The sequence below is a fragment of the Geomicrobium sp. JCM 19055 genome, from assembly GCF_000698185.1.
Classification (GTDB): domain Bacteria; phylum Bacillota; class Bacilli; order Bacillales; family Marinococcaceae; genus Geomicrobium_A; species Geomicrobium_A sediminis.
Window position 1 is genome coordinate 99,485 of sequence record NZ_BAXL01000002.1, and the last position, 25,756, is coordinate 125,240.

General features: G+C 40.9%; 36 protein-coding genes and 3 pseudogenes. 32 read left to right on the forward strand and 7 right to left on the reverse strand.

Annotated elements, in window-relative coordinates; genetic code table 11:
* Positions 1–142: 142 nt before the first annotated feature.
* Both JCM19055_RS02810 and JCM19055_RS02815 read left to right on the forward strand, forming a co-directional pair.
* A complete protein-coding gene (locus JCM19055_RS02810) occupies positions 143–694 on the forward strand; it encodes a TetR/AcrR family transcriptional regulator (protein ID WP_265181746.1) in 552 nt (183 codons plus the stop codon).
* A 2-nt stretch (positions 695–696) separates the two neighbouring features.
* On the forward strand, positions 697–1,341 hold the full coding sequence (locus JCM19055_RS02815) for a CPBP family intramembrane glutamic endopeptidase (RefSeq protein ID WP_042358430.1): 645 nt from the start codon (positions 697–699) through the stop codon (positions 1,339–1,341).
* 139 nt (positions 1,342–1,480) lie between these two features.
* Here the strand turns inward: JCM19055_RS02815 and JCM19055_RS26935 are convergent, their stop codons facing one another.
* The gene (locus tag JCM19055_RS26935) at positions 1,481–2,053 is read right to left on the reverse strand and encodes a hypothetical protein (protein ID WP_042358432.1); all 573 of its coding nucleotides are present in this window, start codon (positions 2,051–2,053) and stop codon (positions 1,481–1,483) included.
* 812 nt (positions 2,054–2,865) lie between these two features.
* Complete coding sequence (locus JCM19055_RS28150; protein WP_265181700.1) at positions 2,866–3,114, reverse strand: hypothetical protein; 249 nt, start codon at positions 3,112–3,114, stop codon at positions 2,866–2,868.
* Between JCM19055_RS28150 and JCM19055_RS02825 the strand changes: the two genes are divergently transcribed.
* From JCM19055_RS02825 to JCM19055_RS02870, 16 genes are all read left to right on the forward strand, one after another.
* Positions 3,084–3,797 carry a YncE family protein gene (locus tag JCM19055_RS02825; RefSeq protein ID WP_265181701.1) on the forward strand — a complete coding sequence of 238 codons (714 nt, stop codon included), beginning with the start codon at positions 3,084–3,086 and terminating at the stop codon, positions 3,795–3,797. The two genes, JCM19055_RS28150 and JCM19055_RS02825, sit on opposite strands and share 31 nt — an antisense overlap.
* On the forward strand, positions 3,794–3,931 hold the full coding sequence (locus tag JCM19055_RS28155) for a hypothetical protein (RefSeq protein WP_265181702.1): 138 nt from the start codon (positions 3,794–3,796) through the stop codon (positions 3,929–3,931). Before JCM19055_RS02825 ends, JCM19055_RS28155 begins: the two co-directional genes overlap by 4 nt.
* Positions 3,932–4,091: 160 nt before the next feature.
* A complete protein-coding gene (locus JCM19055_RS02830) occupies positions 4,092–5,624 on the forward strand; it encodes an ABC transporter substrate-binding protein (protein WP_081833392.1) in 1,533 nt (510 codons plus the stop codon).
* A gap of 102 nt (positions 5,625–5,726) precedes the next feature.
* On the forward strand, positions 5,727–6,665 hold the full coding sequence (locus tag JCM19055_RS02835) for an ABC transporter substrate-binding protein (protein WP_052365830.1): 939 nt from the start codon (positions 5,727–5,729) through the stop codon (positions 6,663–6,665).
* 109 nt (positions 6,666–6,774) lie between these two features.
* Positions 6,775–7,719, forward strand: coding sequence for an iron ABC transporter permease (locus tag JCM19055_RS02840; RefSeq protein WP_265181747.1), 945 nt, complete (start codon positions 6,775–6,777; stop codon positions 7,717–7,719).
* 6 nt (positions 7,720–7,725) lie between these two features.
* Entirely contained in the window at positions 7,726–7,902 is a 177-nt protein-coding gene (locus JCM19055_RS28160; protein WP_265181703.1) for a hypothetical protein, read from the forward strand.
* Between the two features lie 75 nt (positions 7,903–7,977).
* Positions 7,978–8,121, forward strand: coding sequence for an iron chelate uptake ABC transporter family permease subunit (locus JCM19055_RS28165; protein WP_265181704.1), 144 nt, complete (start codon positions 7,978–7,980; stop codon positions 8,119–8,121).
* A gap of 5 nt (positions 8,122–8,126) precedes the next feature.
* Positions 8,127–8,753: an iron ABC transporter permease gene (locus JCM19055_RS02845; RefSeq protein ID WP_265181705.1), complete on the forward strand. Its 627-nt coding sequence runs from the start codon at positions 8,127–8,129 to the stop codon at positions 8,751–8,753.
* Between the two features lie 9 nt (positions 8,754–8,762).
* Positions 8,763–9,584, forward strand: coding sequence for an ABC transporter ATP-binding protein (locus JCM19055_RS02850; RefSeq protein ID WP_042358551.1), 822 nt, complete (start codon positions 8,763–8,765; stop codon positions 9,582–9,584).
* A 22-nt stretch (positions 9,585–9,606) separates the two neighbouring features.
* Entirely contained in the window at positions 9,607–9,993 is a 387-nt protein-coding gene (locus JCM19055_RS22475) for a hypothetical protein (protein WP_052365831.1), read from the forward strand.
* Between the two features lie 34 nt (positions 9,994–10,027).
* Entirely contained in the window at positions 10,028–10,336 is a 309-nt protein-coding gene (locus JCM19055_RS26140; RefSeq protein ID WP_265181706.1) for a hypothetical protein, read from the forward strand.
* A 172-nt stretch (positions 10,337–10,508) separates the two neighbouring features.
* The gene (locus JCM19055_RS31125) at positions 10,509–10,658 is read left to right on the forward strand and encodes a hypothetical protein (protein ID WP_370542963.1); all 150 of its coding nucleotides are present in this window, start codon (positions 10,509–10,511) and stop codon (positions 10,656–10,658) included.
* Complete coding sequence (locus JCM19055_RS31130; protein ID WP_370542964.1) at positions 10,655–11,125, forward strand: ABC transporter ATP-binding protein; 471 nt, start codon at positions 10,655–10,657, stop codon at positions 11,123–11,125. The genes JCM19055_RS31125 and JCM19055_RS31130 overlap by 4 nt, the downstream gene beginning before the upstream one ends.
* Before the next feature lie 54 nt (positions 11,126–11,179).
* Positions 11,180–11,584 carry a TOBE domain-containing protein gene (locus JCM19055_RS31135; RefSeq protein ID WP_370542965.1) on the forward strand — a complete coding sequence of 135 codons (405 nt, stop codon included), beginning with the start codon at positions 11,180–11,182 and terminating at the stop codon, positions 11,582–11,584.
* Between the two features lie 24 nt (positions 11,585–11,608).
* Entirely contained in the window at positions 11,609–12,679 is a 1,071-nt protein-coding gene (locus JCM19055_RS02865) for an extracellular solute-binding protein (protein WP_042358435.1), read from the forward strand.
* Positions 12,680–12,748: 69 nt separating this feature from the next.
* The gene (locus tag JCM19055_RS02870; protein WP_042358437.1) at positions 12,749–14,344 is read left to right on the forward strand and encodes an iron ABC transporter permease; all 1,596 of its coding nucleotides are present in this window, start codon (positions 12,749–12,751) and stop codon (positions 14,342–14,344) included.
* 434 nt (positions 14,345–14,778) lie between these two features.
* Here JCM19055_RS02870 and JCM19055_RS02875 read toward each other — a convergent pair whose 3' ends face one another.
* The 3 genes from JCM19055_RS02875 to JCM19055_RS02880 all read right to left on the reverse strand — a co-directional run bounded on the left by JCM19055_RS02875 (position 14,779) and on the right by JCM19055_RS02880 (position 15,897).
* Positions 14,779–15,324 carry a GIY-YIG nuclease family protein gene (locus JCM19055_RS02875; protein WP_265181707.1) on the reverse strand — a complete coding sequence of 182 codons (546 nt, stop codon included), beginning with the start codon at positions 15,322–15,324 and terminating at the stop codon, positions 14,779–14,781.
* Entirely contained in the window at positions 15,324–15,623 is a 300-nt protein-coding gene (locus JCM19055_RS28170) for a hypothetical protein (RefSeq protein ID WP_265181708.1), read from the reverse strand. The genes JCM19055_RS02875 and JCM19055_RS28170 overlap by 1 nt, the downstream gene beginning before the upstream one ends.
* Positions 15,624–15,699: 76 nt before the next feature.
* On the reverse strand, positions 15,700–15,897 hold the full coding sequence (locus tag JCM19055_RS02880; RefSeq protein ID WP_042358439.1) for a hypothetical protein: 198 nt from the start codon (positions 15,895–15,897) through the stop codon (positions 15,700–15,702).
* A gap of 776 nt (positions 15,898–16,673) precedes the next feature.
* Here JCM19055_RS02880 and JCM19055_RS02885 point away from each other — a divergent pair.
* The 6 genes and pseudogenes from JCM19055_RS02885 to JCM19055_RS02905 all read left to right on the forward strand — a co-directional run bounded on the left by JCM19055_RS02885 (position 16,674) and on the right by JCM19055_RS02905 (position 19,655).
* Complete coding sequence (locus JCM19055_RS02885; RefSeq protein ID WP_152549718.1) at positions 16,674–16,886, forward strand: hypothetical protein; 213 nt, start codon at positions 16,674–16,676, stop codon at positions 16,884–16,886.
* A 76-nt stretch (positions 16,887–16,962) separates the two neighbouring features.
* The gene (locus tag JCM19055_RS02890; RefSeq protein WP_152549719.1) at positions 16,963–17,355 is read left to right on the forward strand and encodes a hypothetical protein; all 393 of its coding nucleotides are present in this window, start codon (positions 16,963–16,965) and stop codon (positions 17,353–17,355) included.
* 82 nt (positions 17,356–17,437) lie between these two features.
* Complete coding sequence (locus JCM19055_RS28175) at positions 17,438–17,836, forward strand: serine hydrolase (RefSeq protein WP_265181709.1); 399 nt, start codon at positions 17,438–17,440, stop codon at positions 17,834–17,836.
* Positions 17,821–18,468, forward strand: coding sequence for a serine hydrolase (locus JCM19055_RS28180; protein ID WP_265181710.1), 648 nt, complete (start codon positions 17,821–17,823; stop codon positions 18,466–18,468). The genes JCM19055_RS28175 and JCM19055_RS28180 overlap by 16 nt, the downstream gene beginning before the upstream one ends.
* A gap of 14 nt (positions 18,469–18,482) precedes the next feature.
* Positions 18,483–18,810: pseudogene (locus tag JCM19055_RS02900) on the forward strand (antibiotic biosynthesis monooxygenase).
* Positions 18,789–19,655, forward strand: coding sequence for an aminoglycoside 6-adenylyltransferase (locus JCM19055_RS02905; protein ID WP_042358443.1), 867 nt, complete (start codon positions 18,789–18,791; stop codon positions 19,653–19,655). The pseudogene JCM19055_RS02900 and the gene JCM19055_RS02905 overlap by 22 nt, the downstream one beginning before the upstream one ends.
* Before the next feature lie 112 nt (positions 19,656–19,767).
* On the opposite strand, the gene JCM19055_RS28185 is transcribed toward JCM19055_RS02905, so the two are convergent.
* Together JCM19055_RS28185 and JCM19055_RS31140 are read right to left on the reverse strand one after the other, a co-directional pair.
* Positions 19,768–20,112, reverse strand: coding sequence for a PA2169 family four-helix-bundle protein (locus JCM19055_RS28185; protein WP_265181711.1), 345 nt, complete (start codon positions 20,110–20,112; stop codon positions 19,768–19,770).
* 124 nt (positions 20,113–20,236) lie between these two features.
* A pseudogene (locus JCM19055_RS31140) lies at positions 20,237–21,436 on the reverse strand (MFS transporter).
* 317 nt (positions 21,437–21,753) lie between these two features.
* Here JCM19055_RS31140 and JCM19055_RS02920 point away from each other — a divergent pair.
* From JCM19055_RS02920 to JCM19055_RS26945, 8 genes and pseudogenes are all read left to right on the forward strand, one after another.
* The gene (locus JCM19055_RS02920) at positions 21,754–22,158 is read left to right on the forward strand and encodes a VOC family protein (protein ID WP_042358444.1); all 405 of its coding nucleotides are present in this window, start codon (positions 21,754–21,756) and stop codon (positions 22,156–22,158) included.
* A gap of 289 nt (positions 22,159–22,447) precedes the next feature.
* Complete coding sequence (locus tag JCM19055_RS02925) at positions 22,448–22,657, forward strand: hypothetical protein (RefSeq protein WP_052365832.1); 210 nt, start codon at positions 22,448–22,450, stop codon at positions 22,655–22,657.
* 67 nt (positions 22,658–22,724) lie between these two features.
* Positions 22,725–23,144, forward strand: coding sequence for a VOC family protein (locus tag JCM19055_RS02930; RefSeq protein ID WP_042358445.1), 420 nt, complete (start codon positions 22,725–22,727; stop codon positions 23,142–23,144).
* 626 nt (positions 23,145–23,770) lie between these two features.
* Positions 23,771–24,083 (forward strand): annotated as a pseudogene (locus JCM19055_RS02940) (MazG nucleotide pyrophosphohydrolase domain-containing protein).
* Between the two features lie 153 nt (positions 24,084–24,236).
* The gene (locus JCM19055_RS02945; RefSeq protein ID WP_042358447.1) at positions 24,237–24,539 is read left to right on the forward strand and encodes a PadR family transcriptional regulator; all 303 of its coding nucleotides are present in this window, start codon (positions 24,237–24,239) and stop codon (positions 24,537–24,539) included.
* A 1-nt stretch (position 24,540) separates the two neighbouring features.
* On the forward strand, positions 24,541–25,110 hold the full coding sequence (locus JCM19055_RS02950) for a DUF2812 domain-containing protein (RefSeq protein WP_042358449.1): 570 nt from the start codon (positions 24,541–24,543) through the stop codon (positions 25,108–25,110).
* Positions 25,111–25,197: 87 nt separating this feature from the next.
* Positions 25,198–25,542, forward strand: coding sequence for a PadR family transcriptional regulator (locus JCM19055_RS22480; protein ID WP_052365833.1), 345 nt, complete (start codon positions 25,198–25,200; stop codon positions 25,540–25,542).
* Positions 25,543–25,568: 26 nt separating this feature from the next.
* Positions 25,569–25,745, forward strand: a complete 177-nt coding sequence (locus JCM19055_RS26945) for a hypothetical protein (RefSeq protein ID WP_193745278.1) — start codon at positions 25,569–25,571, stop codon at positions 25,743–25,745.
* Positions 25,746–25,756 lie beyond the last annotated feature (11 nt).

Consider the following 25,756-nt stretch of genomic DNA (forward strand, 5'->3'; position numbering starts at 1 on the left):
TTTATTTTCGAAAAGTTCTTGCGATTAATGAGGGATTTCTGTATCTTTATATTGACTAATTAATCAATCAAAAATAGAGGTGTGACATGCAAGGGACGAACAGCAAAACCGTGAGATACGAGATGCAAGGCGAGATCAACTGCTGGATGCGGCCAGCATTATTTTTGCAAGAAGAGGAATGGCCGGGACGAAAATTAGTGAAATAGCAAAGGAAGCAAAGCTCAGTCACGGTTTGGTTTATCATTATTTTAATTCGAAAGAACATCTGTTTTTTGAGCTCGTTAAGAAAGCAAGTGAAAGGTCGATGGGAAGCGTTACGAAGGCAATGCAACGGGAAGGTACACCTCTAGAAAAGTTATCGCAGATGACAGAAGAGATTTTGCGTTCCATTGCACGTGGCAATGAATTGTATTTGTTCGTGATTATGATTCAAGCGAGCACATCAGACGCAGTACCAGACGACGTGACAAACTTATTAAGAGATGAGCAGAATTCGCCAGTCAAGGCGATCTTACCGATAATTATGGCCGGTCAAGAACAAGGAGAAATTGTAGATGATTCCCCGGTACAGCTCGCGGTTGCTTATTATGCAATGATCCAAGGGTTAGCGATTAATAAGTTGCAATGGGCAGAATGCCCAATACCAGAAGCATCACTTATTCTTCGGCTGTTCACGAGTAAGGGTGGAGAGTAAAGATGGCAAGCCGTGCTAAAACGACGTGGATTCTACTATCTCCGATCATCATTATTGCAATTGGCTTTGTAGTGGCAACATTGTTTTCATCGTTTATGAATGAGTGGGCATGGGTACCTCTGGCGATCGTGTATTGGTCGTTGCTTGGCTATTGCATCTATCGTTTTAAAGGAAATAAACAAGTGAAAAGCTGGCTTGGCAAATCAAGACCATCGAAAGGAATTGTAAGTTTAGGCTGGGTTGTAGGGTTGTTCCCATTCACTGTGTTACTCATGAATTTACACGTGTTAAATGATCCGTGGATCATCGGTTTATGGCTTCTGTTCGCGATGATTAATCCAGTTTTTGAAGAGCTCTACTGGAGAGGGTTATTGTTAGATGCGGCAATGAAGAGGTTTCCCAATTGGGCCAGTATTGCTTACACAACGGTGTTCTTCGTTTTGAGTCATCCACTCATGTGGGGCGTATTCTCGATTGCAAATCAACACATCCATGTGCTTCTATATCTACCGATCTTAGGCATCGTATGGTCACTCATCTACATAAAAACAGGAAGCTTACGCTTTGCGATCGCCTCTCATGCACTCGTAAACATCGGTATCTTGACCGTTCCTGTCTTTTTGAACTTGTACATCCCGCCGGTTTGATTACCGGATTATGTTCTGAATAACTAACAATCATTAATGTTGATAGGGTGCTAGGTGTAGCATCGTAATAAGTGAATGTAACTTAAAAAAGAGCCATTCATGTAAAGTCATGAATGCTCTTGAAATGTTAGTGAAATTACTAAATACCTGGCACATCCAAACCAATGACTTGCAATGTTGCACCACTTGTTCCTGTTTCTAATGTGATTGTCTGACCCGCCGGACCAACGACTGCTAATTGTAAGTTATCTCCAGGGGCAAGATCAAGTAGTACCTCATTATCGTAATTCGTATAAGACCCAGTTAAATTACCATTCAAAACCGAGGGATCAACGGGAGCGCCGTTTAACAATATTCGTGTCGAAACAACCCTTGATGTGAGTAATAAGAGAGAGTATGAAACTCTGTAACGACCTGCTGTTAGAACGGTAAAACCATCATTGGCTGCAATAATGTTCGGGCTTGTTAATTGATTGTCTGGAACAGCGATTATTGCTCCAGGTTCAGTTTCTAGTGTAATTACTTGACCCCCTGTTGAAGATCCGAAGGCTGATTCAACCGTCGAACCACCGCCACCAGGTCCGGTTGGTCCAGGTGGTCCAGTAGCTCCCGTCCCAGTAGCTCCTGTAGCCCCAGTCGCGCCAGCACCACCAGGAGGTCCTTCTGGTCCTTCTGGCCCTTCAATCCCTTGAGGTCCTTCCGGACCTTCCAAACCTTGAGGTCCCTCCGGTCCTTCTAAACCTTGAGGCCCTTCTGGTCCCTCCGGTCCAGGAGGTCCTTCTGGTCCTTCTAAACCTTGAGGCCCCTCCGGCCCTTCAATTCCTTGCGGTCCCTCTGGCCCTTCGGGTCCAGGTGGTCCTTCCGGTCCAGTAGCACCAACAGCGCCAGCTTCACCGGTCGCCCCCGTAGCCCCAGCGGTCCAGTAGCCCCTGTGCCCGGTGGTCCAGTCGCACCAATAGCGCCAGCTTCACCAGTAGCCCCTGTAGCCCCAGCGGTCCAGTAGCCCCGGTACCTGGTGGTCCAGTCGCGCCAGTCGCACCAATAGCGCCAGCCTCACCAGTCGCGCCAGTCGCCCCGGCAGGTCCCGTAGCACCAGTACCCGCAGGCCCAGTAACACCCGTAGCCCCCGCCGGTCCCGTAGGTCCAGTTGGGCAAGTTGGACAAGTTGCCCAAGTCGAACCGTTGATTAAGTTGTTATTAATATAGATTGAACAAGGTCCGCAACCGCAATTTTTCTTCCGGTTTGGTCCGAGGTGGTGCTTCCCTTTTGGTCCGCAGGCACAGTTAATATTCGTTGGAGTACTGTGTCCCTTATCTTTTTTTATGCTCCAATTCTATTCCCCCTATAGATTTATCCTTTAACGTTACTGTACGAACATCAGGTCAAAAAGGTTCGTCATTGAATGCATTAAGCTGTAAATAGGGACACCCATTTTTTGTAATCTTAACTAAAATAGTTATTCCTACTAACACGGGCGAGAGGTACCTGTACATAAGCTATATAAATATAGGAGAAAGGAGTGATTATATGGATAATTGTTTTAAAAGAATCGAGATTAACAATAATCTTATTAATGGTCCAGCGAATGTTGTGCCACCAACAGCCCCAACAGCTCCAACAGCCCCAACACAACCTACAATTCCACCATCTCCAACAGCGCCGACCGGTTTAAACAAAGTGTATGGTCTGCAGCCATTCACAGGGAATACAGCGGTTTTTGATGGGTTTACAAATGAACAAATTGGGACGTTACCAACGTTTTTTTCTTTCATTTGCGTTTGCAATTGCTGTCGATCCTTACCGAAATTATGTGTATGTTGCAGCAGCGAACGAGCCGGGAACAATGTATGTGTATAGTGCGTTGGACGAAAGTCTAATTACACAATTTGCACTCTCAACGCCAGGGCCGAATCCAGAAGCTGTCGAAATCAACTTCACAACGAATAAGCTCTATGTGACAACACTAACAGGCCGATTGTTTGTCGTGGATGGGGATACGTTTGAAGTAGAAGCTGTGATCGGTGAAGGAGTCTTTCCTAATCCTTTAAATGCGCTTGCTGTAAATTCACTGACGAACTTTATTTATATAGTGAGTGGTGGACAATTCGCTAATGAAATGAATGTAGTTAATGGTGCAACTAATGAAATAATCGGCCCGTTTACAGAAGGATTGGTTAACCCGAGCGATGTAATTGTTGATGAGCGAACGAATCTCGTTTACGTTACGAATACAGAAGGAGGCACGGTCACGGTGTATGACGGAAATACGTTGGCGTTAGTCGACACGATTGTCGTCAATGGTAGTCCGAACCGTGTTGAAATTGACCCTTTATTTGATGAACTCTATGTGACCAATGCGGATGGGTACGTTACGGTCATCGATGAGAATACGTCAGAGATCATTGCGGAGATTCCGGTAGCAGATTCAGGATCAAACCCTGTTACGATTGGTTGAATCCTTATACTCGTCGAGCGTATGTCGGTTATTCAAATCGACAATTAATTTCGATTATTGATATGGATACGAAAACCGAGATCGGTTCTTTGCCTAAACAATCGAGTCCGTTTCGAGTTATAGCATTGCCATAACTAGGGTAAAAAAGATCATTAACCAAAAGGTTCATGGTCTTTTTGTACGTCAAAATAGGAGATTTGAATGAATTCACGTACGTTTTAGACGATTTAATGTCGCATTTATCTTCGTTCATGATACTATGTTGATAATGATTATCATTATCGGTGGTGAGAGATGATGAATGAAAGTACGTTTATTCAATATTTAAATGAGCGGAAGTTTGAATTTGTACGAGCGATTGAAGGAATAGAAGGTAACACCGGATCACCTGATGGTGAAAGTTTGTACTTTGTCCAGAAGAATGATAAGCAGTACATCGCAACGAGAGATTATATTGCAGACGAAGATGTGTTGGTTTCATTAATTTGTAAAGCATACAAGAAAAGTCAGATTGAGGATAGGTTTATTCGTGAGGCGATCGACAATTTATATGTGGAATTCCCATTTAATGAAGCGATCTCACGCAAAGTAGAGCAACTTGTATGTGATTCGCGAAAATTAGAAACACAACCATTTACGTTAACGTACCGTTTGTATGAATTATTTTACCTCGTCTTGCAACAATTAAATGATCAAAAGAAAGATACATTGCAGTCACGCTTGGCTGATTCCAAGTCGTACATTGATCATTTTTATCACGCACCTTTAACGCGTGTCGACTTAGCACAACGAGCAGGGGTCAATGTTGACTACTTTTCACGAACATTTAAAGCGCGCTATAAAGAAAGTCCGATGTCGTATTTAAATCGTGTGCGGATCACTCATGCCAAAAGCCTTTTACTTAATCGAAACAAAACGATTCGCGACGTAGCTTTTGATGTTGGCTTTAAGGATGAGTTTTATTTTAGTCGGCAGTTCAAACGACAGATGGGACGTTCACCACAAAGCTTTATGAAGCGTTCGATTCTCTCACTAAAAGTCGCCTCCCTTCATCATCTTGTTACCGGTCATTTGTATGCGTTAAATCATTTGCCTCATTCAGCGATTATGAATCACTCGTATCCTCTTTCTTTAAAGGAAGCGGGCGTTGTCGAAATCGGGCAAGAAAGTGTCGATGTGGATAAGTTAGTCACCATTCAACCTGATGTTGTCATTCAGAAAGCTCCGATGAGTGATGCGGTACAAACAAAGTCAGAATTAATTAACCAGATTGCACCAGTTATAAACCTTGCATACGAAGGTACATGGCGTGAACATTTCACACAAATCGCCTCAATTGTTGATTGTGATCAGCGCGCGCAGCAATGGTTGGAACACTATGAACAAAAAGCGAGCAGTTTAAAAGATTCAATCAAGAAGTATGTCGGCAAAGAGACGGTGATTGTTGTTGGAATTGGAGAAGTAGGCTGTTGCCTTTATGGGATGCGGAATATGGGTGCGGTCATGTACGATGACTTACAGATGGAAGCACCTGAACGCATTCGAAAGATTGCTCACATTAAAGAGGTTACGCTGGAAGAGCTTATGGAAATCAATGCGGATCGAATTATTTTGACGGTATATCGAAGTCACAAGCGATTGCCGAGCCAAACGACGATTGTTCAGCACTTGAAAAAGTTAAGCCGAGATGAACGCTGGCAATCATTAAAAGCAGTAAAGAACAAGCAACTGTATGGGTTGTATGACACGAAACATTTATATACGAGCTACAATGCGTATTCACATAACCTTCTATTAAATAAGCTATCCGAGTTTTTCGTAACATAAAGTCTGAAATGTGCATGGTGATGTCAGTGTTGTCTATGTTGATCAAGTCAAAATAGTCATATAATCAGTAATGAGAATCATTATCAACAAATGGAGGGTGCCATGAAGATAATACGATTAATTCCGTTTGCATCATTACTTGTATTGATCGGTTGTGGAGGTAGTGACGAACCGACGACAAGTGATGCTGGTCAAGATACAGAAGAGAACACAGAATCATATACAGTGGAACATAGCTTAGGGGTTGCTGAATTTGAAGAGCCTCCTGAGAAGGTTGTTACGTTATTCCAAGGAGCGAACGATACTGCAGCAGCTCTTGGTTATGAACCGATAGGGATCGTGGAGTCATGGTTAGAACCACCAGTATATGAATACTTACGAGAAGATTTAGGTGAAAGTACGGTTGTAGGTGACGAGATTCAACCAAATTTAGAAGAGATCGCAGCGCTTGAACCAGACGTCATCATTGCAACGCAGTCCCGTCACGAAGAAATTTATGAACAACTGTCTGGCATTGCACCAACGGTTGTTATTGATGAACTTAATGATTTCAAGATGACGTTAGACGTAATGGGAGAAACGCTTGCTGTTGAAGACGAAGCGGAAGCGTTGTTAAGTCGTTGGGACGAGAGAATTGAGCGCTTTAAGTCAGAAATGGAACAAATTGAGGAAGAACCATTGACACGTTCAGTCATTAACTTCCGATCAGATTCATTGAGACTGTTTGTCGGAGGGTTCCCTGGAAGTGTTCTTGAAGATGCAGGGTTTACGATGCCTGAAAATCAACAAGAAGCTTATGATGCTGGTGAGGCCTTTATTGAGTTAACGAATACAGAGAGCATTCCAGAACTTAATAGTGATCAGTTCTTTATTTACCTACAAAGCAATCAAGACGGCGACGAATTGGATGAGTCTTGGGATCTTTGGACAGAACACCCGCTTTGGGAAGAGTTAGATGCTGTAGAGAATGATCAAGTAGAGATGGTCGATGAAGTGACGTGGAGTATGGGCGCTGGTATATCGCAGCGAATCATATGCTAGATGATTTGTACGATATGTATGGTATCGAAAAGGAATAAACGATGCGTGAGCGACTACTAACGACGAGGTCAAAATTTTTTTTGGCCTCATTCTCTTAATTCTACTGTTTATTCTATCCCTTTATATGAGCATTCAAGTGGGTCAACAACACGTTGCTTGGCATGTAATGTTTGATGCACTGAGGGAGTATGATGCGACCAATGCAGATCACGTGATTTTGTATCATCGAGTATCACGTGCGGCTTCAGCGATTTTGATCGGTTTAAGCCTTGCGGTCTCAGGTGCCATGCTACAGGCGTTAACGCGGAACCCATTAGCGTCCCCTGGGGTTTTTGGTATTAACGCGGGGGCACTGTTTTTTTGTCGTTGTTGCAATTTCTTTCTTTTCAATACAGGCGTTAACGTCATTGTTCTGGTTTGCATTTGCAGGAGCTTTGCTTGCTGCGGTGCTCGTCTATGCCTCGGTACAGTTGGCGACGAAGGGTTTTCTCCAGTTCGTGTCGTGTTAGCTGGAACGGCAATTAATGCGTTGTTCGTGTCCTTTACTCAAGGAATGCTCGTTACAAATGAAGCGAATCTTGATCGCGTGTTGTTGTGGATGGCAGGGACAGTTGCCAACCGTCCTATCGAAGTCTTGATGCCTGTCATTCCAATCGTTTGTGTAGCCTTAATCCTTGCACTTTTAATTGCTAAGCCAATGAATCTGTTGCATACAGGAGATGAAATTGCAAAAGGTCTTGGGCAACGTGTTCTTGCCTTAAAGATGATGATCATACTCGTTGCCGTCATGTTAGCGGGTGGAGCGGTAGCGGTTGGTGGAATGATTGGATTTGTTGGATTAATCGTTCCTCACATTGCTCGTTTCTTCGTCGGTCATCAACATATGTGGTTAATTCTATACTGTGTGTTCATCGGTGCAATACTGATGTTGAATGCAGATGTCGTTGGACGGATAGCTATTCAACCTAGAGAAATTCCAATCGGTGTTGTAACGGCTTTAATTGGTACGCCGTTTTTCATTTACATTGCTAGAAAAGGGTTTAAACAATCATGAAAAAAAGTGTTCACGCTACGTCCAAAGTCCGGTGCATTTTCACTTCAAGTACCGATCGTTCCAATCGTACTCACGTTGTGTTTATTTCTCGTGATGATCGTGCTCATGATTGTCGGTCTGTCTCTTGGTAGCACGTGGGTGTCGCCATTAGCATCATGCAATATTTTATCGGCATTGATGTAGGCGCAAATACATTTATCATTGAGAGCTTGCGATTACCGAGAATGTTAGTGGCCTTACTTGCAGGAGCTGCGCTAGGTGTATCGGTTGATTCTACAAGAGATGGTCCGCAATTCACTCGCCTCCCCAGATATTATCGGGATTACAGGCGGTGGGGCTGTTGCCGCAGTTTTCTTTATTACAACGTTTAGCGGCGTATTACCGATGAGCTGTTACCGTTAGCAGCAATGCTCGGTTCAGCAATCGTTTCAGTACTCATTTACGCTCTTGCATGGAAAGAAGGCATATCGCCCCTACGATTAGTGTTAATTGGGATCGGTATTAATGCAGCGATGAGTGCGTTAACAACACTCATGATCATTTTTAGTCCGATTAATAGCAGTAGTCAAGCTTATGTGTGGATGACTGGAAGTGTGTATGGATCCTCTTGGAGCGCAGTTCAACAAATGGTTCCATGGATTGGTTGCGCAATGATTCTGGCGCTTCTTTGTGCAAGAGCTGTGCATGTGCAACAACTAGGAGAAGATGTGGCAAAAAGTCTAGGTGCACGCATTCAGTGGCAACGATTAGGAATGATAACGGTAAGTGTCATCCTAGCAGGCGTCGCTGTCGCTTTCGCTGGTGGTATTAGTTTCGTTGGATTAATGGCACCGCACATTGCTCGTTTTATCATCGGTCGATCCTTTGCATTACTCGTTCCAACAGCTGCGATCATCGGTGGAACGATGGTGTTTGTCGCTGATGTGGTTGGAAGGACGGCATTTTTACCACTTGATGTTCCTGTGGGTGTACTCGTTTCCGGAATTGGTGCCCCGTTCTTTTTGTATTTGTTGTATCGCAATCGAAAGGGTTGAAAAAAAGTGATGGATGAAATGTTACGAACGAATTCACTTACACTCGGATTTAAAGATCGAATTGTCATTGATGAGCTAGATTTAGACATTCCAAAAAGAAAAGTAACCATTCTTGTCGGAGCGAACGGGTGTGGCAAATCGACCTTACTACGTTCGATCGCACGATTGCTCAAACCGAAAAGCGGAACAATCCAATTAGATGGGATGAATATGGAGCAGCTTTCAACGAAGGAAATTGCAAAGCGTCTCGCCGTTCTGCCTCAAAGTACGGAGAGTCCGGAAGGCATTACCGTCTCCCAACTCGTTAAACAAGGTCGTTACCCCCACCAAACTTTATTAAAACAATGGTCTGTAGAAGACGAGAAAATCGTTAATGAAGCGATGATTTCAACGGGCGTGTTTGAGATGGCAGATCGCCCAGTAACTTCTTTATCGGGAGGACAACGTCAACGGGTATGGATTGCAATGACGTTAGCACAACGCACGGAAACGTTACTTCTGGATGAACCGACGACGTTTTTAGACGTCGCTCACCAGATTGAGATTTTGGATCTTTGTCATACGTTAAACGAGGTAGAAGGCAAAACGATTGTCATCGTCTTGCACGATTTAAATTTAGCCGCACGCTACGCACATCATATGGTGGCGCTTAAGAACAAAACGATCTATGCACAAGGCAGTCCAGAAGAAGTTGTCACGACGGACATGATGAAGCAAGTCTTTGCGTTAGATTGTGAAGTAATTGAAGATCCAATTACATTAACACCGATGACCATTCCCTACAGCAAAAAGGCGGCACGTCGTGTAGAAAAGAAGGTCTTCGCATTATAGAAGCTTGAAAGGAGAAGGTAAGATGCGAGAATCTGTAACGATTGAACGCTTAGCTTCCTTTGGAATTGAGCGTTACACATCGAACACAACAGGATTCCGTATGGACCACTTATTGGATCCATTGAGATGTCGAGATTTCTTAATGAGTTATATGGAGAAGATTGAAGCACCGAACATTAAAGTCGCAGCATCATTATTTATAAAGTATTATGCTCGCGTGACTGTAGGCTCGTTATTGTATAGCTTAGGCAATTACAATCAGGCACTCTCGATGCCGTTAACGGGCTGTGTTTTTAATGAGGAACGCAAAAAGCTATGTATTCAAGAGCGGGACTGCCCGTTGGATACGTGTCCAGCCGAGAATCGAGTTGAGTGGCGTAATCGCACGTTGCAGACATTTTTTTACTGAACATATGACACCACTTATTCGCGCAATTTCAACGGTGAGAATTTCTACGAGAATTCTTTGGGAGAATATCGCGATTCGCATCCATTCGGTTTATCGAAGCCTCTTACAATCAACCGAATCGTGGATACAACGAGAACAATTATTGTCAGACTTTCGATGTTTACAACAAGCTGAAGGAGCTTTGTTTGGGTTGGAGTCAAATCCTTTACAACCTTACTTGTATGAAGAAGCAGTTTTAGGATCGCCGTGCACGAGAAAGACATGCTGTCTATTCCATCGAATTGAGAATAAAAAAGAAGACCTTGATTATTGCAAGATTTGTCCGTTGGAACGATCGTCATGATCGTTTCATTTTGTGATCAAGTAGTCTTTGGTTTACTGCCATATATCGCATATGACGTACTTAGTGATTAAGAGAGAAAATGTACGACAAGGTTTTGACTCTATAGGTAAGATATGCTATCATTGCGATGCAAATGATAATGATTATCATTTTCGTATTGGAGGGGAATACATTGGCGTTCCTGCAAATTCGTCAATTGTGCAAATATTATAACCAACAGAGTACAAAGGCGGTAAATGAGTTTACCCTTGATATAGAAGAAGGCGAGATCATTAGTTTGTTAGGCCTAGTGGTTGTGGCAAGACGACGACACTACGGATGATCGCCGGTTTCGAACAGCCATCATCTGGTTCCATAAGGAAAAACGAGCAAGTCATCTTCGACGCGAATATGAATGTACCCCCAGAGAATCGAAGCGTCGGAATGGTGTTTCAAGACTTCGCACTTTTTCCTCACTTAACGATTGAAAAAAACATTACGTTTGGATTAACGAAGATGTCACGTCAAGCTCGTAAAGACCGAGCGCTAGAGATGCTTCAACTAATCGGCCTTGAGAAATACGCAAAGTCGTTTCCACACGAGTTATCTGGTGGACAACAGCAACGCATTGCACTTGCAAGAGCACTGGCTCCAAAGCCAGATATCGTTCTACTTGATGAACCGTTTAGTAATCTTGACTCAAGTATGAAAGATCAAATGAGAAAAGATGTCGCGTACATGTTGCGTGAACAAAAAAACAACGGCGATCTTTGTCACGCACGATCAAAAAGATGCATTTGCAATCTCTGACCGTGTGATTGTGATGAACCAAGGTGCGATTCAACAAGTGATCATCCAAAAGCGATGTACAAACGACCGTGCAATCAATTTGTTGCTTCTTTTGTCGGTAAAACGAATTTAATTCGCGGTATTATTTCTGATGATGAAAGCGGAGTCATGACATCCTTTGGCAATGTACAGCTCTTACATAGTCCGAATACGAGACCTAAACAAGAAGTGAAACTTTCCATTCGACCGGAGAGCTGTCAAATTAATCAACAAGGTCAATACACTGGAATTGTTTCTGAGGTTTACTACGCTGGTGAGTATCAAGAAGTGAGGGTCTGCCTTAATTGCACACCAGAAGCGTGCCTACAAGGTGAGAAAGAAGAAATGTTAATACGTGTGTCTATTGAACACGACATTGAGTTAAACGAGCCAATATCGTTTGATATATCGCCTGATTTAATTGCAGTCGTGAACGAATAAAACTTGAAAGAGGTAATAAATACTATGAAGAAATTTGCATTACCGACAATGATGTTTGCGATGGGTGTTGTAGCACTTAGCGCATGTTCATCTGATGAAGAAGCACCATCAACAGAAGAAGCTAACGGTGAAACGGTCGAAGAAGAAGCTGGCGAAATTGTCGTCTATTCTAGTCGAAATGAGAACTTCACAAACGACCTTTTAGATAAATTTGAAGAAGAAACTGGAATCGAAGTGCTCGTAAGCCATCTCGATGATACAGCAGTAAACCTCATCAAAGAAGAGAGCTCAAACACTCAGGTGGATATTTTTCTTTCAAATGACATTGGTGGACTTGAGCATTTAAGGTCAGAAGGATACCTTGCTAGTGCAGACCCAGAAGGCATTGAAACGATTGATGAGAGTTACCGCGCAGAAGACAACTCATGGATCGGTTTATCAGCAAGAACGCGAGTTTTAATGTACAACACCGATTTGATTGATGAAGAAGATGTCCCAACAACCATTGAAGAACTTGCAAACCCTGAATACGAAGGCCAATTTGCCATTACACGTGGTGGTAACGGCTCCATGATCGGTCACGTATCTGCATTAAGAAATGAGTGGGGCGACGATCGCACGTTGGAATGGTTGAACGCTATTCGTGAAAATGCTGGTGTTGTCACGCAAGGTCATGGTGATATCCGTCGAGCAGTCGGCGCGGGCGAAGTGCCAATTGGTCTAGTGAATAACTATTACTATCACCAGCAACTTGAAGAGCCAATGGACAACAACGTAGGCGTTGTTTATCCAGACCAAGAAGAAGGCGAGATGGGCGCGGTCATTAATGCCGCGGGTGTAGGACTAATTCAAGATGCACCGAACGAAGAAAACGCTCATGCATTCCTCGACTGGTTATTGCTTCCAGAAAATCAACAGGAATTCTCTTATGAATCTATGGAAGTTCCATTGAACCCAGAAGTAGAAGCGTATGAGAACGCGGCTCCTCTTGATTCTTATGAGATTCAAGACATGCCACTACGTGAACTAGGGGAAGTTTGGGAAGATACACGTAGTCTAATTGAAGAATCTGGTTTAGACTTAGAGATAGGATAATAGTACAAAAAAGCAAAGGTATTCGTGCCTTTGCTTTTTATCTGAATTGATTAAAGAAGTGGTGGTACTTTGAAACTAAAACGTCTATGGATGAACATATGGAAAGGAAATCCACCAGGGAAGTTTTTGCTTGGAATTTCATCACTAGCGGCTATTCTTTTAGCTATTCCAGTGTTATATGTCGTGCTTCGTTCCTTAACAGCTGGGGCTGATCGCTGGGCTCGGCTGCTTGATGGAAGAATTCCTGAACTCCTATGGAACACGTTAAGCGTTACATTTGCAGTGACCGTCTCAACGATCATCATCGGTGTCGGTGCCGCTTGGCTTGTAGAGCGTACCCAATTGCCATGGAAGAAGTGGTGGCGCTGGATTTTGGCGATTCCGCTCGTTATTCCACCTTACATCGGAGCCGTTGCATTTATCATTCTATTAGGGCCACGAGGGAGTTTAGCGCGAACGTGGAGAGAATCAGAATGGTTATCTTCATTCGGTGAATTTCCAATTGATATTTATAGTTTTACAGGTGTGTGGCTCGTATTAACGTTATTTACATACCCGTATGTGTTTTTGATTTGTTCATCAGCGTTACGTCGAATTAGTCGAAGTTATGAAGAGGTCGCGCGCTCGCAAGGGTTAGGAACGTTGAAGATCTTTGCACGGGTTTATCTTCCATTTTTGCGCCCTGCAATCGGAGCAGGAGCATTGCTCGTCTCTTTGTATGTCATTACAGACTTTGGTGCCATCGCCATGCTTCGCTACTTAACGTTCACATCAGCAATCTATTACAACATGGGAAGTTACGATCACGTATCTGCAACTGTACTAAGCACGGTCTTATTTGCGATAACATTGATTATTTTATGGATGAACTCAAGGTTTTCAAAGAAACATAACGTCGTCCAAAACAGTCGAAGTCAACCCAATGAACCTTTAAGTCTCGGAAAATGGAAGTGGCCAGCATTTTCAGCACTCGTGCTTCTGTTCTTCCTATCCGTGCTTTTACCAGTCATTGTTATGGTGTACTGGTCAATCATCGGTGTACAGGCAGGTGCGATCGATGCCCGCTTTATTGAGTACTCAGTGAACACCCTAATGGTAGCAGGGATGGCGGCTGGAATTGCAATCGTAGTAGCCTTGCCAATTCTTTATATTAAGTCAAGACACCCATCCGTCATTAGCACCTCAATTGATCGATTGGCATATGCAGGATATGCATTGCCCGGTGTCATTGTCGCACTCGGAGTTATTTTCTTCTTTAATAGCTATGTGCCGGCTCTTTACAACACGATTTTCCTCGTGGCACTGGCGTATGTAATTCGTTTTCTACCACAAGTATTGCAATCGGGAGAAGCATCATTGCAGCTTGTTTCCCCTAAATTGGACGAGGCCGCGAGAAGCCTAGGATTAAAGCCATGGCAAGTCGTCATACGAGTCATTTTGCCATCCATTCGGTCGGGAATTCTAGCTGGTGGCGCCTTAGTGTTTGTAAGCGCAGTAAAAGAGCTACCTGCAACCTTGCTTTTAAGACCCCCAGGATTTGAGACACTCGCTACAAGAATTTGGGTAGAAACGAGTGAAGACTTGTACTATATGGCTGCACCCGCAGCATTAATTATTATTCTCGTTTCCATTCTGCCGCTAAAGTATCTTTTGAATAAGTATTAGTTTTGAACACGAAGGGAGTTGCTCCTTTCTTAGGTTGTTCAGCAACTTAAAAGTACCAGATATGTGCTCGTAAATGAGTAGGCGGCTTCTGTGGCTACGCTTGCCGCGGGCGTTGCCTCAGCTATCGTGCTTCGCACGATGATCTTCAGCTAACGCTACTCCCGCAGGCGTCTTCGCCACGACAGCCGCTTTTTTTACTGCATAGTTTATTTGTTAAATTAGCACTGAATATGTTATTTGAACAATTTAAAATTACAAGTTGGTACGTTCCTTTATGTTGTTGTTCTAGCGTTGGAATAATTGTTTCAAAAGTAAGCTAAGAAATAAACTATACGGCTTTAATTTAAATAATTGTACTGTCAATTAAAAAGGGAAAAAGAACCTACGCTTACCATTTAGTAAGCGTAGGTTCTTTTTTATACTTAGTAGAATATTTAAGCTGGTAAAGTTTGTTCCGATTCTTCTAATGCGAGTGATTGAGTATATTCCTCAGCGATCATGGTCGGAATAAACTCCGCTGTGGGGTCAATTTCTTCTACAATCGTTTGTAGTTCACTGACTTCTGTTCTAAAGAATTCTTTTCTGAAATTCACTTTGTTTACTCTTTGTTGTTGTAATTGCTTGTGGAGCTGTTGTTCTAAACCAACTGCATCGTCACTAAAGATAAGTGCATGTATGTCAAATCTAAATGGTACTGATGCACTTCCTAATTCATCCACTCGATCTTGTGGAACCATTCGCCTAGTCATACCTATTTTGAAAGCTTTCACCAAAGAACCTAAGTTCGAAATGATGTATACATATCCAGCCTTACCTAGTGATAAATTTGAGATTTCCTCTTTCTTTTCTTCAATATTACTCATTTGGGATTCTAATTCTTTGAGTCGTTCTTCAATTTGAGTGATCTTAGCAATATCATGTTCTTGTTCGAGTAATTCTTTATTTCTAAGCATTTCGGTTTTGAATTTTTTTCTCTTCATTATCTAATTTTTTTCTGTTCAGCAGCTAATAATTTGCGTTCTTCGGCTTCTTGACGCATTTGTTCTCTAATTAAACGTTGTTGTTCTTTTTCTTGTTCTTTAATAATGTAGTATTTGTATTCAATCTTTACAAGTTCAATGTAAAGCGGTTCGATTTCTGTTAAGAATTTCGAAATTGTGCTTAAGATGTTTTGATTTCCGTCAGTCGAAATTGCTAAGTACTTTGTAATGACTTCTTTGACTTTCTCTACTGTTTGATCCATTTTCTCGTATCGCAAATTATATAATAATAAGTTCATTTCAGATTGAAGAGCAATAATCATGAGGTGGTAAATTGTCTTGTTAGTTTTTGTGGTATAACGTTCCTCATATTTATTAAGAACATTTTTGATTTCCTTTTTTTGTTGCTGATGAAAGTTTACGTAATTCTTTAGAGTTATCGGTATGAATAGGTAGCGTAATGATTGATTGCAATAAAGTTGATTCATCAATCATCTCGTTAAGTTTTTCAATTTGAGCATCGGGGTCTTTAAATTCAATGCTGTGAGGAAAGCGAATATGTAAGTTTTTCAAACCAAGTACTTCTGATTTGTACTTTCTTACTTGTTTAGTTAGTCGTGTAATATCTTTTTCTAAGGATATTTCTTGTTCACGCAGGTGTACTATATTTTCGTTATGTGTTTTTGTTTCTTCAATAATCTGTTTGTAGTCATCTTCGGCCTTTTTTTTGGGTATTAGTCAACAATTGTAGTCGTTCTTCTTCTACAGATTTATCAAACTCTGTACGTAGATCAAGTAATAGTTTCTCTTTGTTAGCTAGAGTATCTTGCTTGTCTTTGATCAATGTGTCAAGATTATTTATTTCAGATTTCTTATCAGAAATTTTTTTAGAGATATGTACATCTTCTCGAATACTTTCATAGTATTTTTTTCCGTTTTATCATTTGTACAATCCATAAACCAATCGCAATCATAGCTGGAATAATTAACACACTAAATATCATCAGTATTAAAATAGTCGTAGTAGAATACCACCATCGATCTTTGTAGCTAGTTTTCATGTGCAAAACCCCTTTTGAATTATTTGCATTATAATACCTATAATAATACCATTTTTTAGGTTGTTATAGTAGGACAAATGAAATGAATTGATTGTATCAGGATGTACTTTTCAGGAAAGGTTTCTGTATTACATTGAATTTGATTAACCTATCTTGAAACTTTATTTAGGTTATTTACGTATTAAAAATAAACATTAAAAATCATAACAATTCTATAAACTTTATTTTCATTTTGCAGTAACGTGTTAAAGTGATTTTATAGAGAGAGAACCGAGGAGGATGATTGGTGTGGAAGAAATTAGAATTCGTGAGATTAATAAAGTCGATGAGCGTAATGGCGAAGTTAAAGTTATTCTTCTAGATCAGAATGTGAGTCGTGCGGTGGATGTTGTGATTGAAAACGGTCAGCCTATGTTCAAACACTTTGATTTGAGAGTCGTTGTTCGGACTAGAATTGTTGATGAGATTCGTAAGCATTGGGACGTTAAATGTATCGTGTAAGAACACAATACTTATCATAATCTACCATTATTTATAATAGCAATAGAGTAACAATGATAGGATTGGATGGATGTTTGTGTATATTCGGTTAGGTTTTTCGGCAGCTTGCTGGTTGGTTTCAATGATTATGGTGATTATGGTTGCTTCGCAATCACTTAGTGTAATGCACTTTTCTTTTACTTCTTATGGAGAAGTAATTGTCGCAATGGCCTATGTGAGTGTGTTTTTTTGCTATACCTATTGTGCTGGCTTTCTCGAATCGGATCGTTTTGCGTGTTGTGTCAGGGGTTTATCAACTTTTTGGATTTTTTTTACGTTCTTTGTAGTGACGTTAACGATGATGGCTTTTTCAAACGGACTTTTACTAAGTGGTTGGGCTATTTTTGGTACGGTTCTTTGTTTAACAAGTGCAATGATCACCATTTCTGTTAGTGAGCAAAAAAAGAAGAGGGTACCAACTGCAATTTAATTAGACAATCATGAACGTATATCTTAAGACGAGGTATGCGTTTCTTTCTATTCTTATCAATACAATCGAGTAGGTGAAAATAATGAAGCTAAGCGATGAATACATTCTTGAACGGATGAATCATTACAAAGTTCAAGGGTTGAGCATAGCTGCAATTACAGGCGATCATCAATTGTTGCATCAGTACGGGGTTGTTCAAGCGGATCGTCATCGAAAAGTAACGGAGCAGACATTTTTTAACGCATGTTCAGTGAGTAAATACGTAACAGCTCTTACGGCGATACTTTTAGTAGAAAAAGGGCTACTTCAATTAGACGAGCCAGTTAATGATAAACTCATTCGTTGGAAAATTCCATCTACTAATAAAAAACCTGTAACGTTAAGGCATTTACTTAGTCATCAATCAGGCATTATTGATCCAAAAGATAGTTTTCAACCTATGATGCTCGCTCGGGTGTTCCTACGATGCCAGATATTTTAAGTGGTAAAACACCATATTGTTCGAAGGCAATCACGGTGGAGGAGGAGCCGGAGCGTGAATTCCACTATTCAGATGCCGGTTATTGTGTGATCCAACTGCTCATTGAGGACGTCACGCGGAAGACATTTGAGCAGGTAGTGAGCAATTATGTATTTACACCACTTCAGTTACATGCTCGTTATGTAACACCAACGTCGCTTGCGTATATTAGCGATGATTTGGCGAGGGGGCATTCGAAACAAGGCCAACCGGTTTGTTTTACTGAAACGATGTACCCATACCCTGCCGCCTCAGGTCTGTGGTCAAGCTCAACGACGCTTGTGAGGTTGTTTCAAGAACTGCTATATGCTCAAAAAGGAAAGAGCAAGCTCGGTCTTTCAAAGGAATTAGCGAGTGACATGATGACCCCTCAATTCGGCAAAGCATGGTCAGGGTTAGGTGTCTTTATTGAAGCATCTAAAGCAGGGAGAGAAATCGTATCGTGGGGATGGGGAAAAGGATACCAATGTATGGGGTTTGTGCACCCGGACGTCAACCGCGCAGCGGTCATAATGACGAATGGAGAACTTGGGGTTCATCAGATGGAAGGATTGATCGGTGAAGTGTACCATTGTCTTACTTATGAGAATTGAAGGGAATGTATAACATGATTTTGGAAGCTGCTTACTTACAAGTTAAAAAAAGAACTAGAGCATGAATTTGAAGAGGCATTTCAAAAAGCATCAACGATCATCTCGTCGATGAATGGCTACATTTCTCATGAGTTGCAACGTTGTTTAGAAGTGAAAGGGAACTATTTATTGTTGGTCCGATGGGAAACCATAGAAGACCACATGATCGGATTTAGGCAATCGGATGAGTATCAAGAATGGAAACGACTGTTGCACCATTTCTATGATCCTTTTCCGACAGTGGAACATTTTGAGCGAGTAGCAATAGAAAGGAGAACCCCATGCGATCAAATGATGAAATGATGGAGTTGATTTTATCTGTAGCCAAGCGAGACGAGCGAGTGCGAGCGGTCTATATGAACGGGTCGCGGACGAATCCGAATGTTCGACCTGACTCTCTTCAAGATTATGACATTGTCTACGTTGTTTCTGAGATCGATTCCTTTCGCGAGGACGCTGATTGGTTTCATATCTTTGGAGAGCTAATTATGATTCAACAGCCGGATGAGATGGACTTTGCACTTGGAATTGAGGTTGATATTACCCAGTTGTATACATACTTGATGTTGTTTGAGGATGGGAATCGAATTGATTTGCGGCTTGTGACGGTAACGAAAATGCTTGCACAATATGGAAAGGATTCATTAACGGTACCATTACTCGATAAAGACGGTCGACTCTCAGAAATCCCGAAGGCAACCGATGAGAGTTATTGGATAAAAGAACCTTCAGAAGCGGAATATTTTAGTTGTTGCAACAATTTTCTTTGGTGTGTACAAAACGTTGCAAAAGGTCTTTGTCGGGATGAACTTCCGTATGCAAAACAAATGTTTGAAGTGATTGTTCGAGCGGACCTTCACCAAATGATCGATTGGTGGATTGGTAGCCAACATTCGTATCGTGTTTCAACAGGAACGTTCGGTAAATACTATAAACAATTGCTGCCAAACGAATTGTGGGGGTTGTATGAGAAGACGTATGCGAGCGCCAACCTTGAAGCGTCCTTTGAAGCGTTGACTATTGCATGTGAACTGTTTAAAAGAGTGGCGCAAGAAGTTGCTATTGTTCACCGATTCTCTTACCTTGAAGAAGAGCATAGAAAGATGATGGTCTATCTTAAACAACTGCACATGAAAAACGAGGAGTAGTGGTTACTCCTCGTTTTTCATGTTATCTAGAATGATTTTTAATTCATCCACATGTTCGCGCTGTTTGAAAAGAATCGTGTGGATGAGTTGTTGGTTGTGCTCATCCAATTCTTCACCGGCGATTTTTTTCCGTCATTTTGTTGCCATAGATATTCTCACCTTTTATGGCGTGTTTTACGATCTCTTTTTCGTCGTGAGGGCGATCGAACAGTTCGCTCATAAAAAGCTCCATTTTTCCAACTAAGCCTTCGCTTTTCTTAGGTGTGCCACCAAGTTCTAAAATGCGTGTGCTAAGTAGATTTGCATGGTCACGCAAATCAGATTGAATGGTGATAAATGGTTCTTTCAGTGGTGAAGAGGCTGGTAATTTCTTCAGATAACTTTCGTAAGCATCAACTCCCATGTGCTGGCCTTGTAATAATTTATTTAACGTATCAACTTGATGTTCATTACTCAATCGCAAACCCTCCTTATAGGTATCGTGTGTAAATGTGGATGTATCCAAACTTGGAAAAGACAGGGAATCAATTTTTTCCATAAAAACAGGTATGGATATAAAAATCCATACCTAATAGACGTAACTAGTGTGTGTCTTGAAAATACGATTTATCTTCGAATTTATTCATGAGTAAAGTTAATAGCAAGCCAAAAAACACAATGGCCGAAGCTACGTACGTAATTGTAGAATAAGAAAATCCAGCATCAAGTAACACAGTACCTAAGACAGCACCGATTGCGTTTGCCAAGTTAAATGCGGATGCTGCAATGGTTCCGGCTAAAGACGGGGCTTCAGTAGCAGAAATGATAATCTTTGAGTTTAAGATTGGAGTTGTACCGAACGTTCCCATACCAAACAAAAAGCACAAGACGAGTGTTAATCCGGAGATTTGGATCAGTGTTGTAAAAACTGTGAGTACAATGCCAAGAACAATTAGCGCGATCATTAAGGATCTCGTTAACAATCGTGGCTTAATTTTGCCGGTTAGAAAGTTGCTAATCACGGCACCGAGTCCAAAAAAAGAACAGCGCTGCGGTAATACCAGAAACATCAAACCCAGCGTATTCTCTAAGGATGGGTTCTTTGAACGTATAAGCTGTAAATACTCCCGAAAAGCCAAAGACAATGATTGCGATGACCAATAGTACATTTTTGTTTTTAAAGATTTGTAGTTCTTTCTTCAACGATGGAGGGTTCGTTTGTTTGATGTTGGGTGTAACGATCATTAATCCTAGTAATGTAATTATTCCTAGCACCACAATCGACCAAAAAAACCATTCTCCAATCAAACATCCCGCCAAGATAAGAGCCAAAGGGAACACCAATCATAATTGCAATCGTCAAGCCACCATTCACAGCGGCAAGTGCGCTCGTCTTTGTTGCAGGTGACGAAATCGCAACAGCGATCGACATGCATAAGCCAAAAAAAAGGCGCGTGCATGGCAGCTGAGAGCAGTCTTGATAACAATAAAACTTCAAAGTTTGGCGCCATGGCTGCGATACTATTACTAACAATAAATAAAATTGTTAAACAGATGAGTAGGAGCTTAGGGTTAACCTTAATAGTGATGACCCTCAGAATGGGTCCGAATATGGCCACACTGATGGCATACACACTTAACAACAGACCTGTCGTTGCAATCTCAACATGTAGATCCGTTGCAAATTGAGTTAGTAACCCAGTAACGACATACTCAGTCATACCGATCGCAAACGTACCGATCATAAAGACGAAGAGCACAATTTTTCTATTAAATTTTCCGATCAAAATGCTGCACCTCATTATTTAGTTTATAAAAGTAGCACAAAAAAAGATAAGCAAATCTGCTTATCATCAAGGATGATTCCTAAGGTATTAAGGCTTTTGTGCGTCTTTCACTTTTATAAATAAATAAGTAAGAGGTAACGACATGTCTTTAGACTCCTTGTTTACAATTCATTCGTTCTTTGGATAGAATTTAACGCAATCGATCGGTGATGTCAATAAACGTTCGTTACGACCAAAGTTGTAGAGAAGAACCGACGAATGTCGAACGCAGATTTTTTTAATTTTGTAGGAAACTAAATGGGCAGATGATACGATAGAAAGCAGGGATCAATATGAAGTTTAATGATTTTGTCGCGGCACAAATACGAATTGCAAGGCCGACCGATCAATTCAATCGAGTAATTGATTTCTATGTGAACGGTTTAGGATTGGTAGAACTTGAACGTTTTAAAGGTCCTCGTGGCTATGAAGGTGTCGTCATTGGATTGCCGAATTCTGATTATCATTTAGAGTTTACCCATCACATTGATGGAAGCCCGTGTCCTGCACCAACTCGAGATAACTTACTCGTCTTTTACATTGAGGACTACGAACAAATTCGCAATGTTACCTCTCGATTAGTAGAAATGGGCTATCGAGAAGTGGCACCAGAAAATGAGTATTGGAAAGAAAAAGGAGTGACGATTGAGGATCCTGACGGATGGAGAGTAGTGCTGATGAACCGAACGTATGGATGAAAAGATGAAAACAACCACTTAGCTTTGCATGAAATATATGGCGTTAATGCACAAGTAAAGGGTACTGCGAAGCATTATGTGATGAGGGATTTCAAGTAGAAGCTATCAATTTTCTTAAACGAGTCCACCCGTTTCATCATGAAACGTACCGTTCCTTTATGGAAGAAGACAGTTCTCAACAAGCTGTGCACACTGTTAACAAACAGATTAGAGAGTTTCGTAACGAGGGACGAAATATGATAGTGTAGCGGCAACATTCGCTTGGTTGTGTGGACAAGAAGAGAATGTTGTGGGCATCTTCGGTTATTATGGATCGAGAATCTGTGAATATGTGGAGCGAATTCCGAAAACAGTATGCATGTTGCTTTATCCACATGTTGAGAAGTCATTTGCAGTGGATGTACTTGTGGACAAGCGAAAGGCAAAAGGAATGATTACTCATATCTACCCAGCAGAGCATGGATTTAGCAATATTCAGTTGATACACCAGAACGATTAATTCGAACGGTATGGACAGAACATAATCGGGTTACATTATCAGTACATCTTAAAGGTGAGGTGTTGTTATGACAAGGGTATTTGTTAATTTTCCAATCACTGATTTGAAGAAATCAACACATTTTTACGAACAACTTGGCTTTAAAAAGAATGAACTGTTCTCCAACGATCATTCAAGCGCGATGATGTGGAATGACCATTTTTGGATTATGATTCTAACCCATGACTTCTACAAGCAATTTCTTAAGGACAAAGCAATTGCGGATACAAAAACGACAAGTGGAACGTTAATTGCCATTGAAATGGAGAGCATTGACGCTGTAAAGCAATTCGCTAAAACGGCAAAAGAACATGGTGGCGATTACTATCATTTGGATCACGGAATACCAGAAGAGCAGATGTACGGCTTCGAAGTTCAAGACCCTGATGGCAACATGCTTGAGCTACATGGATGGCGCCAACTTCGTAGAAGATCAAATGGCGAGTAGAGATGGCTATGTTGTAGCGAAGGTCTTATCAATAATAAGGCCTTTTTTTTGTGGTCTCAAAAACCACTTCATGTTGATGTACTTTAATGTTCATAAGGATGTTGATATGGCATTTACTTTAATAAATGAGAAGAATTTAAAGGAATGTTACTTCGTATCTAAAACAAGAGTAAAGTGAAAGAGATTTTCCAAGGATTATATGACTGAACATTCAATTATATGGATGCTTATCAGCTCTTATAGTAAGAGGTCGAAAATTGCTAAACGGTTTATAAATAAAGAAAAATTCAATTGATGTTGCGTTGTTCGATGGGTGATTACATTGTATCCCTCAAGTATGAAGTTTAAGTTGAAATAAAACGAGGAGGCGAAAATAAATGAGTGTAGGTGTATGGGTTGCTATAGGTGTTGCATTATTAACGGCATTAGGCATTTTCGGCAATCAAAAAAGAAATGAAAAGTTGCATTGAATAGTGGTTGTATGTCGAAGAGGTCTGCTATGTTTTACAACGTTCTTGGCGCAATCCGTTCATACGAAGGGATTGCGCCAACTAAATTAGCAAATCAACGTAACTAATATACTTTTTAGATAGGTGTTTATCATGTATACATAGGTGGCGAAGCGAATGAAAGCAGATGAATTTCAGGAATGGTAGATAACTTCTACGGAAGACGAGGGTGGCTGGAATTAGATATATTTATGCGAATCGGTTTTTTATCTGAAGAAACAGGTGAAGTAGCAAGGGCGATCAGGCGCTCGAAATTGGTAGAGATCGACCAGACGAAGAAGCGCAATCATCGGAAGTTAATAAGCAAGCTTTAGTTGAAGAATTAGGGGATCTATTGGGTAACATCGCAGTCATTGCGAATAAATATGACATAGACTTAGCTGATGTATTTTCAGATCACCAAAGGAAATTAGAGCAACGTTTTAACTAATTGAATATTGTGTGGCATGCAAGTCGATTTCCAAATGTAAAGGAAATCGACTTTTTTGGATTGAAGCAAAAAAATTATAGACTATTCAGTTGAACTGTATTATATTATTAGTAAGTTCAACTGTACAGTTAGACTGAATAGGGGATTGAAACTATGAAACATAAATTATTACCGTTGTCTGAAACGATGCACTATATCTTGTTAGCTTTACGGGAACCGCACCACGGATATGCTGTTATGCAGAAGATCGAAGAAATGAGTAATGGTTCTGTCATTTTAGCGGCAGGTACATTGTATGGTGCCATTGAAAATCTAAATAAACATGGCTGGATTGAAGTAGTAGGAAATTCAGGTCGGAGAAAAATATACAAAATTACTACAGAAGGAAATGCTGTTTTGAAGTTGGAACAACAAAGGCTATTGCATATTCTATCCTTGTATGAAGGAAGTGAATGACATGAAGAAAGTTAAATGGTTCTTTAATATTGAAAAAGAAGAGCAATGGCTAAATGAACAATTACAAAAAGGCTTTCGCTGTACAGGTGTTAGCGGATATGGCATATATACTTTCGACAAAACTGAGAAGCAGTATGTTATGCGACTTGATTACCAAGATAATTTACCAAAAGATAAATTGCTGGAATACAAAGGAATATATGAAGATTTCGGTTGGAACTATGTAAAGGGATCTTGGCTTAGTGGAATACGGTATTGGCAAAAAGAAGAAGGGAATCAGAATGAAATCTTCTCAGATCGTGAATCAAAGGGAAAGTATTATAAACGACTAATGGGTTATTCATTTTGGATGGGGATGCTGTGCTTCGCTCTTTCTTATATGATTTACAAGGACCTTTCTGGCTTCTACCATGATGGGCTTTGGAATATGGAAGGTGCATTATTTTGGTATGCGTTATTATTTGAAACTCCATTTGTACTAGTGAAGTTGTCTCCTGTAATGCTAGCTATTTTATTTGCTAGCAGCTTTTATAGTGGGTATCGTAATTATTCAGTGTTGGCAGAAAAATAAGTTGAATTACTAAAAAAACCATTGACAATGTATAATAAAGTTTCCTATACTACTAATATTCAACGTTGACTATTCAAAGGTGATTATATGACGACAAAGTTAATGGTTCTTGCGCTGTTAGGAATTAAACCGATGTCTGGTTATGACATTAAAGAAATGCTCAAGTTAACGGATGCCGAACGTTGGAGTGGGATTTTAATTGGGTCAATTTATAATGCGATCCATAAACTGGAGCGAGACGGTTACATTGAAGTGAGTAAGATTGAGCATACGGGTCATCGCCAAAAAGCAATTTATACGATCACGAAACGCGGGCAAGAATATGAAAAAGAGTTAATAAGAGAAAGTTTAGAGAAGCCGTTTAATTCTTATCCGACACAACTTACTCTGGTCTTTCGTTTGTTGATCGTATTGATAAGCTCGAAGCGATAGATGCACTTAATGACCAGAAGGCACACTTGGACGCAGAGTATTCTGCCGTTACGATAGGCTTCAACGCAAAAGAACAGGCGGCGGCAAGCGGGACATTATCCCCGTTAACGCGACTGGTCTTTGACCACATGTTTAAAACGATTGAGTTACAACAAGCGTTTGTCCAAGAAGCGATTGATTTATTGAAATCTAAGGAGTCGTAGAAATTGCTCCC

What these genes read in the sequence shown, in the direction of transcription:
- JCM19055_RS02815 (WP_042358430.1), top strand. Translation starts at nt 697, where the DNA reads ATGGCAAGCCGTGCTAAAACGACGTGGATTCTACTATCTCCGATCATC.
- JCM19055_RS28150 (WP_265181700.1), bottom strand. Translation starts at nt 3,114, where the DNA reads ATGAAAGAAAAAAACGTTGGTAACGTCCCAATTTGTTCATTTGTAAAC.
- JCM19055_RS02830 (WP_081833392.1), top strand. Translation starts at nt 4,092, where the DNA reads ATGATGAATGAAAGTACGTTTATTCAATATTTAAATGAGCGGAAGTTT.
- JCM19055_RS02835 (WP_052365830.1), top strand. Translation starts at nt 5,727, where the DNA reads ATGAAGATAATACGATTAATTCCGTTTGCATCATTACTTGTATTGATC.
- JCM19055_RS02845 (WP_265181705.1), top strand. Translation starts at nt 8,127, where the DNA reads ATGCTCGGTTCAGCAATCGTTTCAGTACTCATTTACGCTCTTGCATGG.
- JCM19055_RS02850 (WP_042358551.1), top strand. Translation starts at nt 8,763, where the DNA reads ATGGATGAAATGTTACGAACGAATTCACTTACACTCGGATTTAAAGAT.
- JCM19055_RS22475 (WP_052365831.1), top strand. Translation starts at nt 9,607, where the DNA reads ATGCGAGAATCTGTAACGATTGAACGCTTAGCTTCCTTTGGAATTGAG.
- JCM19055_RS31130 (WP_370542964.1), top strand. Translation starts at nt 10,655, where the DNA reads ATGATCGCCGGTTTCGAACAGCCATCATCTGGTTCCATAAGGAAAAAC.
- JCM19055_RS31135 (WP_370542965.1), top strand. Translation starts at nt 11,180, where the DNA reads ATGTACAAACGACCGTGCAATCAATTTGTTGCTTCTTTTGTCGGTAAA.
- JCM19055_RS02865 (WP_042358435.1), top strand. Translation starts at nt 11,609, where the DNA reads ATGAAGAAATTTGCATTACCGACAATGATGTTTGCGATGGGTGTTGTA.
- JCM19055_RS02875 (WP_265181707.1), bottom strand. Translation starts at nt 15,324, where the DNA reads ATGAAGAGAAAAAAATTCAAAACCGAAATGCTTAGAAATAAAGAATTA.
- JCM19055_RS28170 (WP_265181708.1), bottom strand. Translation starts at nt 15,623, where the DNA reads ATGAACTTATTATTATATAATTTGCGATACGAGAAAATGGATCAAACA.
- JCM19055_RS28175 (WP_265181709.1), top strand. Translation starts at nt 17,438, where the DNA reads ATGAAGCTAAGCGATGAATACATTCTTGAACGGATGAATCATTACAAA.
- JCM19055_RS28180 (WP_265181710.1), top strand. Translation starts at nt 17,821, where the DNA reads ATGCCAGATATTTTAAGTGGTAAAACACCATATTGTTCGAAGGCAATC.
- JCM19055_RS02905 (WP_042358443.1), top strand. Translation starts at nt 18,789, where the DNA reads ATGCGATCAAATGATGAAATGATGGAGTTGATTTTATCTGTAGCCAAG.
- JCM19055_RS02920 (WP_042358444.1), top strand. Translation starts at nt 21,754, where the DNA reads ATGAAGTTTAATGATTTTGTCGCGGCACAAATACGAATTGCAAGGCCG.
- JCM19055_RS02930 (WP_042358445.1), top strand. Translation starts at nt 22,725, where the DNA reads ATGACAAGGGTATTTGTTAATTTTCCAATCACTGATTTGAAGAAATCA.
- JCM19055_RS02945 (WP_042358447.1), top strand. Translation starts at nt 24,237, where the DNA reads ATGAAACATAAATTATTACCGTTGTCTGAAACGATGCACTATATCTTG.
- JCM19055_RS02950 (WP_042358449.1), top strand. Translation starts at nt 24,541, where the DNA reads ATGAAGAAAGTTAAATGGTTCTTTAATATTGAAAAAGAAGAGCAATGG.
- JCM19055_RS22480 (WP_052365833.1), top strand. Translation starts at nt 25,198, where the DNA reads ATGACGACAAAGTTAATGGTTCTTGCGCTGTTAGGAATTAAACCGATG.